The sequence below is a fragment of the Ectobacillus soli genome (assembly GCF_042610425.1).
GTDB lineage: Bacteria > Bacillota > Bacilli > Bacillales > Bacillaceae_G > Ectobacillus.
In genome coordinates, this window is record NZ_JBGJZM010000006.1 from 15,022 (window position 1) to 28,287 (window position 13,266).

Consider the following 13,266-nt stretch of genomic DNA (forward strand, 5'->3'; position numbering starts at 1 on the left):
TTATGAAAGAAATTTTACTCGTAGATGGATATAACATAATTGGTGCCTGGGAATCTTTGCGATTGTTACGAGATAACGATTTGCAGGGAGCCAGGGATCTTCTCATCGATAAGATGGCAGATTATCAGGCGTTTACGGGAGTAAGAGTTATGATTATTTTTGATGCTTATATCGTACAAGGCATTGAAAAAAAAATGAAGCAAGCAAAAGTAGAAGTTATTTTCACACGTAAAAACCAAACAGCAGATCAAAAAATCGAGCAGCTAGCCATCCATCTTAGAAAAATTGATACGCGTATACATGTTGCAACATCTGATTTCACAGAACAATGGGCAATTTTTGGACAAGGAGCCCTTCGAAAATCGGCACGAGAATTGGAAATTGAAGTTCAATCGATTGAGCAGCAGGTTCGAAATAAGATTAAGGAAAAACCAATTACAACAGGTGCTTTTGAACCAAGGTATAGTAAAGAAGTGACAGAAAAGTTAGAAAAATTGCGACGTGGGAAACGTTAAGGTTATTGACGCTTCTAAATCGTCTACTGTATAATATTTCTATCTAACTTGGGGGCGGAGGGATGAATGTGGAATTAGATTTGTTACGTGATAGCAATTCACAGTTTCTGGAGTTAGAAGATGAAGAGATAGTAGAAGTTGTGAGAAAAGGTGACGATAACGCGCTAGAGTACCTAATTCATAAATACAAAAACTTCGTACGTGCTAAGTCAAGATCCTACTTTTTAGTAGGGGCGGATCGAGAGGATATTGTCCAAGAAGGTATGATTGGTTTATTTAAAGCCATTCGTGACTATAAAGAGGACAAGCTATCTTCTTTTAAAGCATTTGCTGAATTATGTATTACACGCCAAATTATCACTGCTATTAAAACGGCAACTAGGCAAAAGCATATCCCGTTAAACTCCTACGTGTCATTGGACAAGCCAATCTATGATGAGGAATCTGATCGCACATTATTAGATGTCATTTCGGAGACGAAAGGGACAGACCCAGAAGAAATGATTATAAGTCAAGAAGAATATATTGATATAGAACTCAAAATATCTGAATTATTGAGCGATTTGGAAAGAAAGGTTCTATCCTTATATCTAGACGGCCGCTCGTACCAAGAAATTTCAGAACAATTGAATCGTCATGTGAAATCAATCGATAATGCTTTGCAGCGTGTCAAACGCAAGTTAGAACGTTATGTGGAAATGCGTGAAAGTGCAGCGTTGCACGCGCTTTAAAGTGTAGCAATATAATAAGAATAAGGACCGAGTAGCTGCAATGATAAAGGGCTCCTCGGTCCTTATTCATTAGGATTACTATTGTTTTATTGTATAATTGACATAAACTTTCAATCTATGTTACATTTTTATGTACACGGTATTATGAGGTTGGTGTTAGTTTTATGCGTAAGAAGATTATGCTTTCGTGTACACAATGTAATAGCAGAAATTACTCCACAATGAAGAATGCAGGATCCACTGAACGTCTAGAAATGAAAAAGTTTTGTAAAGTATGCAATATTCAAACCGTCCACAAAGAAACAAAATAACTAATTGCTATTCATATTGGAGGTCCCATAGATGCATTTGACTGACTTTTTTGGCAATGTAGGTCGCGAAATGAAGAAGGTAAGCTGGCCAAAAAGAAAAGAACTTGTTCGCTATACTGTTACAGTTGTTGTAACTGTAGTGTTCTTTGCTGTATTCTTTGCCCTCTTAGATACAGGAATTTCTTCTTTAATTCGTTTAATACTTGAATAAAATGGTCGCGTACATGATATAATGAATCGTATATGTACAGTATGAAAAACCCGGATAACGGGTTTTTTCATTTGAGAAAAAATGGTAGTATCAGGGAGGGAAGGACAGTAGTCCTAACGGAATGGAAAAAAATTGGTATGTTGTACATACTTATTCTGGTTATGAGAATAAAGTGAAAATGAATCTTGAAAAACGTGTTGAAACTATGAATATGCAAGATAAAATTTTCCGCGTTGTTGTGCCAGAAGAAGTAGAAGTAGAAAAGAAGAATGGGAAAGAAAAGTTAATCAAGAGAAAAGTATTCCCAGGTTATGTGCTTGTAGAGATTATTATGACGGATGATTCTTGGTATGTCGTACGTAATACTCCAGGTGTAACCGGATTCGTTGGTTCAGCAGGGTCTGGATCTAAGCCGACACCGCTTTTAGACGAAGAAGTTGTGGGCATCCTTAAACATATGGATGTAGAGAGCGATAAAGTAGATTTCGATTTTGAAATGAAAGAAACCATTCGCGTGACAGAAGGACCGTTTGCTAACTATACAGGTATTATTGAAGAAGTAGATAAAGAGAAGAAAAAGGTTACCGTATTAGTAGATATGTTTGGTCGTGAAACACCGGTTGAACTGGATTTTGCTCAAATTGCAAAATTGTGAAATAATAACTTGTAATGGCAAGAAAATAATGATATTATTTGCTAGTCAGACTGTTTTAAATTAGATACGGTAGACGCAATAATACTTTTATCTTTTAAAAAGATAAAAGGTAAGTGGGAGGGCTAACGCCCATTTACCACATCACGGACTTAAGGAGGTGTGTCTCGTGGCTAAAAAGGTAATCAAAGTTGTAAAATTACAAATTCCTGCAGGTAAAGCAAATCCAGCTCCACCGGTTGGTCCGGCACTAGGACAAGCGGGTGTTAACATCATGGGCTTCTGTAAAGAGTTCAATGCTCGTACAGCTGACCAAGCTGGTTTAATTATCCCTGTTGAGATCTCAGTTTTTGAAGATCGTTCTTTCACTTTTATTACGAAAACTCCGCCAGCTGCTGTTCTTCTTAAAGTAGCTACAGGAATTCAATCTGGTTCTGGTGAACCGAACAAGAAAAAAGTGGCAACGATTAAACGCGACAAAGTACGCGAAATTGCTGAACAAAAAATGCCTGATTTAAATGCTGCTAGTGTAGAATCAGCTATGCGTATGGTTGAAGGTACTGCACGTAGCATGGGTATTGTTGTTGAGGATTAATTCGTTTGTCTTGAACTAAAAAGAAGGTTGCGAGTCTTATCAATTCGCAACCTTTATTATCGTAAATCCTGATTTAATTAGGAAGGATTCGCGTCTGATCCTAAACTAGAGACGCATACGTGGGAGGTTATTCCGCTAAAACCACAATAAGGAGGAACTACAAATGGCTAAAAGAGGTAAAAAGTATCTAGAAGCTGCTAAGCTTGTAGATCGTACAGCTGCTTACGCTGTAACTGAAGCGATTGAACTCGTTAAGAAAACAAATGTTGCTTCATTTGATGCGAGTGTAGAAGTTGCATTTCGTTTAGGGGTTGACCCTAAGAAAGCTGACCAACAAATCCGTGGTGCTGTCGTGCTTCCAAATGGAACAGGTAAAACACAACGTGTGTTAGTTTTCGCTAAAGGTGAAAAATTGAAAGAAGCAGAAGCAGCTGGTGCTGACTACGTTGGAGATTCAGAATTTATTGCGAAAATTCAACAAGGCTGGTTCGACTTTGATGTTGTAGTAGCAACACCTGATATGATGGGTGAAGTTGGTAAATTGGGCCGTGTTCTTGGACCTAAAGGTTTAATGCCAAACCCTAAAACAGGTACAGTTACATTTGATGTTACAAAAGCAGTAAACGAAATCAAAGCTGGTAAAGTAGAATACCGCATTGATAAAGCTGGTAACATTAGTGTTCCAATTGGTAAGGTTTCTTTCGAAGATGCTAAGCTTGTAGAAAACCTACAAACTATGTTTGATACGATGATGAAAGTGAAACCATCTGCTGCTAAAGGTACGTACATTAAAAACGTTAGTGTAGCATCTACAATGGGACCTGGTGTTAAAGTAGACGTTTCTACTTTTGCTTAATAATTAAAGTTGACTTCATTGCGAAGTTTTAATATAATATTGAATGTTGTAATTTAATATCTGTACCGTAGACAGTAGGGGCCAACGAGGCTTAATTTCCTACCGAGGTGTTAGAATAGAAGCAGGATCTTATCTGTGACTACGAAACCTCCATGTCTATTATGCGCATGGGGGTTTTTCTATACGCACGGTATCGGTACAATCCAGTCCTACAGGAGGTGTAACGATGAACAAAGTAAAAGAAGCAAAGCAATCACTTGTATCTGAAATCACTGCGAAGCTACAAGGCAGCAAATCAACGATAGTTGTAGATTATCGTGGTTTAACTGTTGCAGAAGTAACTGAATTACGTAAGCAATTACGTGAAGCAGGAGTTGAATTTAAAGTTTACAAAAACTCATTAACTCGTCGCGCTGCTGAAGAAGCAAAAGTAGAAGGATTGAACGAATTCTTAACTGGTCCTAACGCAATTGCATTCAGTAACGAAGACGTAGTTGCACCTGCGAAAGTATTAAATGCTTTTGCAAAAACGCATGACAAGTTAGAAATCAAAGCGGGTGTCATCGAAGGCAAAATCACGACTGCAGAAGACGTGAAAGCAATCGCTGAACTACCATCTCGCGAAGGTTTACTTTCTATGTTGCTTAGCGTTCTTCAAGCTCCAATCCGTAACCTTGCACTTGCTACAAAAGCTGTTGCTGAACAAAAAGAAGAACAAGGCGCTTAAGTTTCAATCTCGTTTAAGATATGAATGTATGTAAATTATACGCAAATAAGGGAGGATATTTAAAATGACTAAAGAACAAATCATTGAAGCGGTTAAAAACATGACTGTATTAGAATTAAACGACCTAGTAAAAGCAATCGAAGAGGAATTTGGCGTAACTGCAGCTGCACCAGTAGCTGCTGTAGCTGGTGGCGGAGCTGCTGAAGCTGCTGAACAAACTGAATTCGATGTAATTCTTACTGCTGCAGGCGGACAAAAAATCAAGGTTATCAAAGTAGTTCGTGAAATCACTGGTCTTGGCTTGAAAGAAGCAAAAGGTCTTGTTGACGAAACTCCAAAACCTGTTAAAGAAGCTGTATCTAAAGAAGAAGCTGAAGAAATCAAAGCTAAACTTGAAGAAGTTGGAGCATCTGTTGAAGTTAAATAATTTCATTGGTGCCTGATTAAAAAAGCTCGCTCTTATGCGAGCTTTTTTTATACAGTAAGAAAATTTGAAATGATTTGGGTTTGACCAGATCCACTTTTCTTGTAAAGGAAGTGATAGTGTGTCTGAACATTATTATTCTAATCAGCCGACGAGCAAGAGTGATCGTCATAAATGGGATTTTTCTCTACGTGGTCATGTATTCACTTTTTTTTCGGATCATGGAGTATTTTCGAAGCGTGAGGTTGATTTTGGCTCTAGGTTGTTGATTGAAGCATTTCAAGCTCCTGAAGTGGAAGGTGCATTTTTAGATGTTGGTTGCGGATATGGTCCAATTGGATTATCTATCGCAAAGGATTTTGCGAATAGGCATGTAGATATGATTGATGTGAATGAACGTGCCTTGCAACTTTCAAAGGAAAATGCGACTTTGAATTCAGTAGAAAACGTACATGTTTTTGCAAGTAATCTGTATGAACATGTGGAAGGTAAGTATGCAGCGATTTTATCGAACCCGCCTATTCGTGCAGGCAAGAAAACCGTCCATCAAATTTTGGTAGAGGCACATGACTATTTGGTTCCGGGCGGAGAGTTGTGGATTGTCATTCAAAAAAAACAAGGTGCTCCGTCAGCACTTGAAAAGTTGAATGAAGTATTTGCATCTGTTGAGGTAGTTGTAAAGAAAAAAGGATATTATATCATAAAATCAAAAAAATATTGACGGTTTTTTTTGCATGTGATAAAATCATAAAATGCCAATATGTATTTTTCCAGGTTTTACTCATGTATATTTTCCCATTTATCGGAAAAGATAGTAAAATCGGTACAGTCAGAAACAAAATTAATGGTTTTCTTTTAAGAAGCCATTTTTCTTTTTTGCACGATATGAAATTCACATAGCGATGTGAATACTTTAGTTCGTGTTTTTTGCACATTTGTGCATTTATATAATACTCATGATTTGAGGGGTGAAGCAGTTGACAGGTCAACTAGTTCAATACGGACGCCACCGCCAACGAAGAAGTTATGCCCGTATTAATGAAGTATTAGAGTTACCAAATCTTATTGAAATTCAAACCTCTTCCTATCAATGGTTTCTTGATGTAGGTTTGCGAGAAATGTTCCAAGACATCTCCCCTATTGAGGACTTCACAGGAAATCTTTCTCTTGAATTTATCGACTATAGCTTAGGAGAACCGAAGTACTCTGTGCCAGAGTGTAAAGAACGTGATGTGACTTACGCTGCACCACTTCGGGTGAAGGTGCGTCTTATCAATAAAGAAACTGGTGAAGTGAAGGAACAAGACGTGTTTATGGGTGACTTCCCGTTAATGACAGAAACAGGAACATTCATGATTAACGGAGCAGAACGTGTAATCGTTTCTCAACTTGTTCGTTCTCCTAGTGTATACTTTAACGGAAAAATTGATAAAAACGGAAAACATGGCTTTACTGCCACTGTTATTCCAAACCGTGGTGCATGGCTTGAATATGAAACAGATGCAAAGGATGTAGTTTACGTACGGATTGATCGTACACGTAAATTACCAGTAACTGTGTTATTACGTGCTCTTGGATTCGGATCTGATCAAGAAATCGTGGATCTTTTGGGCGAAAATGAATATTTGCGCAATACACTAGAAAAGGACAACACAGATACAGCGGATAAAGCATTGCTTGAAATTTATGAGCGCTTACGTCCAGGTGAGCCTCCTACAGTGGATAACGCAAAGAGTTTGCTTGTTTCTCGCTTCTTCGATCCGAAACGTTATGATTTAGCGAATGTAGGACGTTACAAGATTAATAAAAAGTTACACATAAAAAATAGACTATTTAACCAAACGCTTGCAGAAACACTCGTAGATCCTGAAACGGGTGAAATTCTAGCGACAGAAGGAACTATACTTGATCGTCGTACATTAGATCGTATTTTACCAGCGCTAGAAAAAAATATCGGATTCAAAACAGCTAGACCTAATGGTGGAGTTGTTGAAGATGAAGTAAATATGCAATCCATTAAGATTTTTGCACCAGATGCAGAAGAGCAACAAATACTTAATGTAATTGGAAATGCCAATATTGATCGTAGTATTAAGCATATTACACCTGCTGATATTATTGCATCTATTAGTTATTTCTTTAATTTACTTTACAAAGTAGGGGACACGGATGATATCGACCATCTAGGAAATCGTCGTCTTCGCTCTGTTGGGGAACTTTTGCAAAACCAATTCCGTATTGGGCTTTCTCGTATGGAACGTGTTGTTCGTGAAAGAATGTCAATCCAAGATACGAATGCAATTACACCGCAAGCTTTAATTAATATTCGTCCTGTTATTGCATCTATTAAGGAATTCTTCGGAAGTTCGCAGCTTTCTCAATTCATGGACCAAACGAATCCACTTGCTGAATTAACGCATAAACGTCGTCTTTCTGCACTAGGACCTGGTGGTTTGACTCGTGAGCGTGCAGGCTTTGAAGTACGTGACGTTCACTATTCTCACTATGGTCGTATGTGTCCGATTGAAACGCCGGAAGGTCCAAACATCGGGTTGATTAACTCATTATCTTCTTTTGCAAAGGTAAATGAGTTTGGGTTTATTGAAACTCCTTATCGCCGTGTTGACCCAGAAACGGGACGCGTTACTGGTCATGTTGATTACTTGACTGCAGATGAAGAAGATAACTATGTTGTTGCGCAAGCGAACATGCTCCTTTCAGATGATGGAGAGTTCCTTGATGATGATATTATCGCACGTTTCCGTGGTGAAAATATCGTAACAACTCGTGAACGAATTGATTACATGGATGTATCACCTAAACAAGTAGTATCTGCCGCTACGGCTTGTATACCATTCTTAGAAAACGATGACTCTAACCGTGCCTTGATGGGAGCGAACATGCAACGTCAAGCGGTACCTTTGCTAAATCCAGAAGCACCTATTGTAGGTACAGGGATGGAATACGTATCAGCAAAAGACTCAGGGGCTGCCGTAATTTGTAAGCATCCTGGTATTGTGGAACGTGTTGAAGCAAAGGAAGTTTGGGTTCGTCGCTATGAAGAGGTAGACGGTCAAATGGTCAAAGGCGATTTAGATCGTTATAGAATGCTTAAATTTATTCGTTCTAACCAAGGAACTTGCTATAATCAACGCCCAATTGTTAGTGTTGGAGATCGTGTTGTGAAAGGTGAAATCCTTGCTGATGGTCCTTCCATGGAAAAGGGTGAGCTTGCGCTTGGTCGTAATGTCCTTGTAGGCTTCATGACATGGGATGGCTATAACTATGAAGATGCGATTATCATGAGTGAACGTCTTGTCAAAGATGATGTGTACACATCTGTTCATATCGAAGAATATGAATCAGAAGCACGTGACACAAAGCTAGGACCTGAAGAAATCACACGTGATATTCCGAACGTAGGGGAAGATGCACTTCGTCATTTAGATGAACGTGGTATTATCCGCATCGGAGCAGAAGTTAAGGATGGAGATCTTCTTGTTGGGAAAGTAACGCCAAAAGGTGTAACAGAATTGACTGCTGAAGAACGTCTTTTACATGCAATCTTCGGTGAAAAAGCACGCGAAGTTCGTGACACGTCTTTACGTGTACCGCACGGCGGCGGAGGTATTATTCTGGATGTGAAGGTATTCAACCGTGAAGACGGCGATGAGCTTCCACCAGGAGTAAATCAACTCGTTCGTGTATATATTGTTCAAAAACGTAAAATCTCAGCCGGTGATAAAATGGCCGGTCGACATGGTAACAAAGGGGTTATTTCTCGTATTTTACCAGAAGAAGATATGCCGTTTCTTCCAGATGGTACACCGATTGATATCATGTTAAATCCACTAGGCGTACCTTCTCGTATGAATATCGGGCAAGTACTAGAATTACACTTAGGTATGGCTGCTCGTCGTCTTGGTCTTCATGTAGCAACTCCAGTATTTGATGGTGCTCGTGAAGAAGATGTTTGGTCAACTATTGAAGAAGCCGGTATGGCTCGTGATGCAAAAACCATTCTTTATGATGGCCGGTCAGGTGAAGCATTCGATAATCGTGTGTCTGTAGGTATTATGTACATGATCAAGCTTGCTCACATGGTTGATGATAAATTGCATGCTCGTTCTACTGGACCATATTCACTCGTAACACAACAACCTCTTGGAGGTAAAGCTCAATTTGGCGGACAACGTTTTGGGGAAATGGAAGTTTGGGCTCTTGAAGCATACGGAGCAGCGTATACGCTTCAGGAAATTTTGACTGTGAAATCAGATGATGTAGTCGGTCGTGTGAAAACATACGAAAGCATTGTTAAAGGTGAAAATGTACCAGAGCCAGGCGTTCCAGAATCATTTAAAGTACTAATTAAAGAACTTCAAAGTTTAGGTATGGATGTTAAAATGATGTCCAGTGATGATAAAGAGATTGAAATGCGTGACATCGACGAAGATGACGATCATCAATCTGCTGATAAGCTAAATATCGAAGTTGAAACAACGAAAGAATAATTGGGTATAACCTGTAGATTAAAAGGGAGGTAGGCCCCTTGATAGACGTAAACAACTTTGACTATATGAAGATTGGACTTGCATCACCTGACAAGATTCGTTCTTGGTCACATGGTGAAGTTAAAAAGCCAGAAACAATTAATTATCGTACGTTAAAACCTGAAAAAGACGGTTTGTTTTGTGAACGCATTTTCGGCCCTACAAAGGACTGGGAATGTCATTGTGGAAAATATAAACGTGTCCGTTATAAAGGTGTTGTATGTGATCGATGCGGAGTAGAAGTTACACGTGCGAAAGTTCGCCGTGAACGTATGGGTCACATTGAACTTGCAGCTCCTGTATCACACATTTGGTACTTTAAAGGGATTCCAAGTCGTATGGGTCTTGTGTTAGATATGTCTCCTCGTGCGCTTGAGGAAATTATCTATTTTGCATCTTATGTAGTAACTGACACGGGAGACACTCCTTTAGAGAAGAAACAACTCTTGTCTGAGAAGGAATACCGTGCATATCGTGAAAGATACGGAAATACATTCCAAGCCTCAATGGGTGCGGAAGCGATTAAAAAGTTACTTAAAGATATCGATTTAGAAAAAGAAGCTGACTTTTTAAAAGAAGAATTAAAAACAGCTCAAGGTCAACGTCGTACTCGTGCGATTAAGAGACTGGAAGTAATAGAAGCATTCCGTGGTTCAGGTAATGAACCATCTTGGATGATTCTAGATGTACTACCTGTTATTCCACCGGAACTTCGTCCGATGGTTCAACTGGATGGTGGACGTTTTGCTACTTCCGATTTAAATGATTTGTATCGTCGTGTTATTAATCGTAACAATCGTTTAAAACGTCTACTTGATCTTGGCGCACCTGGCATCATCGTTCAAAATGAAAAACGTATGCTGCAAGAAGCAGTAGACGCTTTAATTGATAACGGTCGTCGTGGACGTCCTGTAACAGGACCTGGTAACCGTCCATTAAAATCTCTTTCACATATGTTGAAAGGGAAGCAAGGACGTTTCCGTCAAAACTTACTTGGTAAACGTGTTGACTATTCTGGTCGTTCTGTAATCGTTGTAGGACCTAGTCTTCGCATGTACCAATGTGGTCTACCGAAGGAAATGGCGATTGAGCTATTTAAGCCTTTTGTAATGAAAGAGCTTGTAGCGAAAGGTTTAGCGCATAACATTAAGAGTGCTAAACGTAAAATTGAACGATTGTCTCCTGATATTTGGGACGTTCTAGAATCGGTTATTAAAGAGCATCCAGTTCTATTAAACCGTGCACCGACTCTTCATCGTCTTGGTATTCAAGCATTTGAACCAACGCTTGTAGAGGGCCGTGCAATTCGTCTTCACCCGCTTGTATGTACAGCGTACAATGCCGACTTTGATGGTGACCAAATGGCTTGTCACGTTCCGCTTTCTTCTGAAGCGCAAGCAGAAGCACGTATGCTCATGCTTGCTGCGCAAAACATCTTAAATCCGAAAGACGGAAAACCAGTTGTTACGCCGTCTCAAGATATGGTATTAGGTAACTATTACTTAACGATGGAACGCGCCGGGGCAATTGGCGAAGGTATGGTATTTAAAGATGTAAATGAAGCATTGCTTGCTTATCATAACGGATACGCACATTTCCATTCTCGTGTTGCTGTTGCTGCTAGCTCTGTAAATAATGAAACATTTACAGAAGAGCAAAATGGAATGTTATTGTTAACAACTGTAGGTAAACTTATATTCAATGAAATTTTACCGAAGTCGTTCCCTTACATTAATGAACCTACGAAATTAAACTTAGAAAAAGAAACACCTGTTAAGTATTTCGTTCCAAAGGGTGCAGATGTAAAAGCGATTATTGCAGAGCGAGAAGAAGTAACACCGTTTAAGAAGAAAATCTTAGGAAATATCATCGCTGAAGTGTTCAAGCGTTTCAAAATTACTGAAACGTCTCGTATGCTTGACCGCATGAAGAATCTTGGGTTTAAATATTCCACAAAAGCTGGTATTACAGTTGGTGTGGCTGATATCGTCGTATTGGGTGAAAAGGAACAAATTCTACATGAAGCTCAGGTTAAGGTTGATACGGTTACGAAGCAGTTCCGCCGCGGTCTAATTACTGAAGAAGAACGTTATGATCGTGTTGTATCCATTTGGAGTAATGCGAAAGATGTTATTCAAGGTAAACTAATGAAATCCTTGAACAAACGGAATCCAATTTTCATGATGAGTGACTCTGGTGCCCGTGGTAATGCATCCAACTTTACGCAACTTGCTGGTATGCGTGGTTTGATGGCTAACCCATCTGGACGTATTATCGAACTTCCAATCAAGTCAAGTTTCCGTGAAGGATTAACAGTACTCGAATACTTCATTTCTACACATGGTGCTCGTAAAGGACTTGCCGATACAGCTCTTAAAACAGCAGACTCTGGTTATCTAACACGTCGTCTAGTAGACGTAGCACAGGATGTTATTGTTCGTGAGGATGATTGTGGTACAGATAAAGGGTTACTTGTTCATGCTATTAAAGAAGGAAATGAAATTATTGAATCACTGTACGATCGTCTCGTAGGACGTTTTGCTAGAAGAACAGTAAAACATCCAGAAACGAAGGAAGTTCTTGTACGTGAAAATGAGTTAATCACTGAAGATATTGCAACTAGAATTGAAGAAGCAGGCATTCAAAATATGTTCATCCGTTCTGCTTTCACATGTAATACACGCCATGGGGTTTGTAAGAAATGTTACGGACGTAACTTGGCTACAGGTACAGATGTAGAAGTAGGGGAAGCGGTTGGTATTATCGCTGCTCAATCAATCGGTGAACCAGGAACCCAATTGACAATGCGTACATTCCATACAGGCGGCGTTGCCGGAGACGATATTACGCAAGGTTTACCACGTATTCAAGAAATATTTGAAGCGCGTAATCCGAAAGGGCAAGCGGTCATTACAGAAATTGATGGTACAGTAGCGGCTATCAATGAAGTGAAGGATCGTCTAGAAGTAGTCGTACAAGGTGCAGTAGAAACTCGTACTTATACGGTTCCTTATGGAGCTCGCATGAAGGTTACGGAAGGTCAAACTGTCTTGCACGGACACGAACTTACTGAAGGTTCGATTGATCCGAAAGAATTGTTAAAGGTATCAGATATTACAGCTGTTCAAGAATACTTGTTGCATGAAGTACAAAAAGTATATCGTATGCAAGGGGTAGAAATTGGTGATAAGCACGTTGAAGTAATGGTACGTCAAATGCTTCGTAAGGTTCGCGTTATGGATGCTGGCGAAACAGATGTATTACCAGGTACATTGCTTGATATTCACCAATTTACAGATGCCAATGAAAAAGTATTACTAGAAGGAAAACAACCTGCTACAGCTCGTCCAATCCTTTTAGGTATTACGAAAGCATCGCTTGAAACAGATTCGTTCTTGTCTGCCGCTTCTTTCCAAGAAACAACACGTGTTCTTACTGATGCAGCAATTAAAGGAAAACGCGATGAACTTCTTGGACTTAAGGAAAATGTTATTATTGGTAAGCTTGTTCCTGCTGGTACTGGCATGAGCCGTTATCGCAAAATCTCTCTTACTAAGAAAACTCCTGAAGAAGTAAGTGCACAAAGTGATGAAGTTTACGTGGAAAGTTAATTGCTTTTAAATAAAATCAAACAAATTTTCTCTGCAGTAGTTGACATTTTGTAAATCAAAATGGTACTATTAGCAAGGTTGCT

Annotated in this window: 12 protein-coding genes and 1 other annotated feature; all 12 genes read left to right on the forward strand. The window is 39.3% G+C overall.

Annotation, left to right across the window (positions count from 1 at the left end; translation table 11 throughout):
- Window positions 1-2 precede the first annotated feature (2 nt).
- The 12 genes from ACAN53_RS17150 (at window position 3) to rpoC (ending at window position 13,183) form a co-directional block, all read left to right on the forward strand.
- Window positions 3-515 (forward strand): NYN domain-containing protein, encoded by a 513-nt coding sequence (locus ACAN53_RS17150; RefSeq protein ID WP_379971371.1) that lies wholly within the window; start codon window positions 3-5, stop codon window positions 513-515.
- A gap of 62 nt (window positions 516-577) precedes the next feature.
- On the forward strand, window positions 578-1,246 hold the full coding sequence (locus tag ACAN53_RS17155) for an RNA polymerase factor sigma-70 (RefSeq protein WP_379971372.1): 669 nt from the start codon (window positions 578-580) through the stop codon (window positions 1,244-1,246).
- Between the two features lie 164 nt (window positions 1,247-1,410).
- Window positions 1,411-1,557 (forward strand): 50S ribosomal protein L33, encoded by a 147-nt coding sequence (gene rpmG / locus ACAN53_RS17160; protein WP_379971373.1) that lies wholly within the window; start codon window positions 1,411-1,413, stop codon window positions 1,555-1,557.
- Window positions 1,558-1,588: 31 nt separating this feature from the next.
- Complete coding sequence (secE, locus tag ACAN53_RS17165) at window positions 1,589-1,768, forward strand: preprotein translocase subunit SecE (protein ID WP_379971374.1); 180 nt, start codon at window positions 1,589-1,591, stop codon at window positions 1,766-1,768.
- Window positions 1,769-1,889: 121 nt separating this feature from the next.
- Window positions 1,890-2,423: a transcription termination/antitermination protein NusG gene (gene nusG, locus ACAN53_RS17170; RefSeq protein WP_379971375.1), complete on the forward strand. Its 534-nt coding sequence runs from the start codon at window positions 1,890-1,892 to the stop codon at window positions 2,421-2,423.
- 166 nt (window positions 2,424-2,589) lie between these two features.
- Window positions 2,590-3,015: a 50S ribosomal protein L11 gene (gene rplK, locus ACAN53_RS17175; protein ID WP_379971376.1), complete on the forward strand. Its 426-nt coding sequence runs from the start codon at window positions 2,590-2,592 to the stop codon at window positions 3,013-3,015.
- A 163-nt stretch (window positions 3,016-3,178) separates the two neighbouring features.
- The gene (rplA, locus tag ACAN53_RS17180; RefSeq protein WP_379971377.1) at window positions 3,179-3,871 is read left to right on the forward strand and encodes a 50S ribosomal protein L1; all 693 of its coding nucleotides are present in this window, start codon (window positions 3,179-3,181) and stop codon (window positions 3,869-3,871) included.
- Between the two features lie 47 nt (window positions 3,872-3,918).
- Window positions 3,919-4,060, forward strand: a sequence feature (ribosomal protein L10 leader region).
- Window positions 4,061-4,097: 37 nt separating this feature from the next.
- Complete coding sequence (gene rplJ, locus ACAN53_RS17185; protein WP_379971378.1) at window positions 4,098-4,598, forward strand: 50S ribosomal protein L10; 501 nt, start codon at window positions 4,098-4,100, stop codon at window positions 4,596-4,598.
- 64 nt (window positions 4,599-4,662) lie between these two features.
- The gene (gene rplL, locus ACAN53_RS17190) at window positions 4,663-5,025 is read left to right on the forward strand and encodes a 50S ribosomal protein L7/L12 (RefSeq protein WP_379971379.1); all 363 of its coding nucleotides are present in this window, start codon (window positions 4,663-4,665) and stop codon (window positions 5,023-5,025) included.
- A 118-nt stretch (window positions 5,026-5,143) separates the two neighbouring features.
- On the forward strand, window positions 5,144-5,743 hold the full coding sequence (locus tag ACAN53_RS17195) for a class I SAM-dependent methyltransferase (RefSeq protein ID WP_379971380.1): 600 nt from the start codon (window positions 5,144-5,146) through the stop codon (window positions 5,741-5,743).
- Window positions 5,744-5,999: 256 nt separating this feature from the next.
- Window positions 6,000-9,533, forward strand: coding sequence for a DNA-directed RNA polymerase subunit beta (rpoB, locus tag ACAN53_RS17200; RefSeq protein ID WP_379971381.1), 3,534 nt, complete (start codon window positions 6,000-6,002; stop codon window positions 9,531-9,533).
- A gap of 38 nt (window positions 9,534-9,571) precedes the next feature.
- Complete coding sequence (gene rpoC / locus ACAN53_RS17205; protein ID WP_379971382.1) at window positions 9,572-13,183, forward strand: DNA-directed RNA polymerase subunit beta'; 3,612 nt, start codon at window positions 9,572-9,574, stop codon at window positions 13,181-13,183.
- Window positions 13,184-13,266: the final 83 nt, after the last annotated feature.

What these genes read in the sequence shown, in the direction of transcription:
- ACAN53_RS17150 (WP_379971371.1), top strand. Translation starts at nt 3, where the DNA reads ATGAAAGAAATTTTACTCGTAGATGGATATAACATAATTGGTGCCTGG.
- ACAN53_RS17155 (WP_379971372.1), top strand. Translation starts at nt 578, where the DNA reads ATGAATGTGGAATTAGATTTGTTACGTGATAGCAATTCACAGTTTCTG.
- rpmG (WP_379971373.1), top strand. Translation starts at nt 1,411, where the DNA reads ATGCGTAAGAAGATTATGCTTTCGTGTACACAATGTAATAGCAGAAAT.
- secE (WP_379971374.1), top strand. Translation starts at nt 1,589, where the DNA reads ATGCATTTGACTGACTTTTTTGGCAATGTAGGTCGCGAAATGAAGAAG.
- nusG (WP_379971375.1), top strand. Translation starts at nt 1,890, where the DNA reads ATGGAAAAAAATTGGTATGTTGTACATACTTATTCTGGTTATGAGAAT.
- rplA (WP_379971377.1), top strand. Translation starts at nt 3,179, where the DNA reads ATGGCTAAAAGAGGTAAAAAGTATCTAGAAGCTGCTAAGCTTGTAGAT.
- rplJ (WP_379971378.1), top strand. Translation starts at nt 4,098, where the DNA reads ATGAACAAAGTAAAAGAAGCAAAGCAATCACTTGTATCTGAAATCACT.
- rplL (WP_379971379.1), top strand. Translation starts at nt 4,663, where the DNA reads ATGACTAAAGAACAAATCATTGAAGCGGTTAAAAACATGACTGTATTA.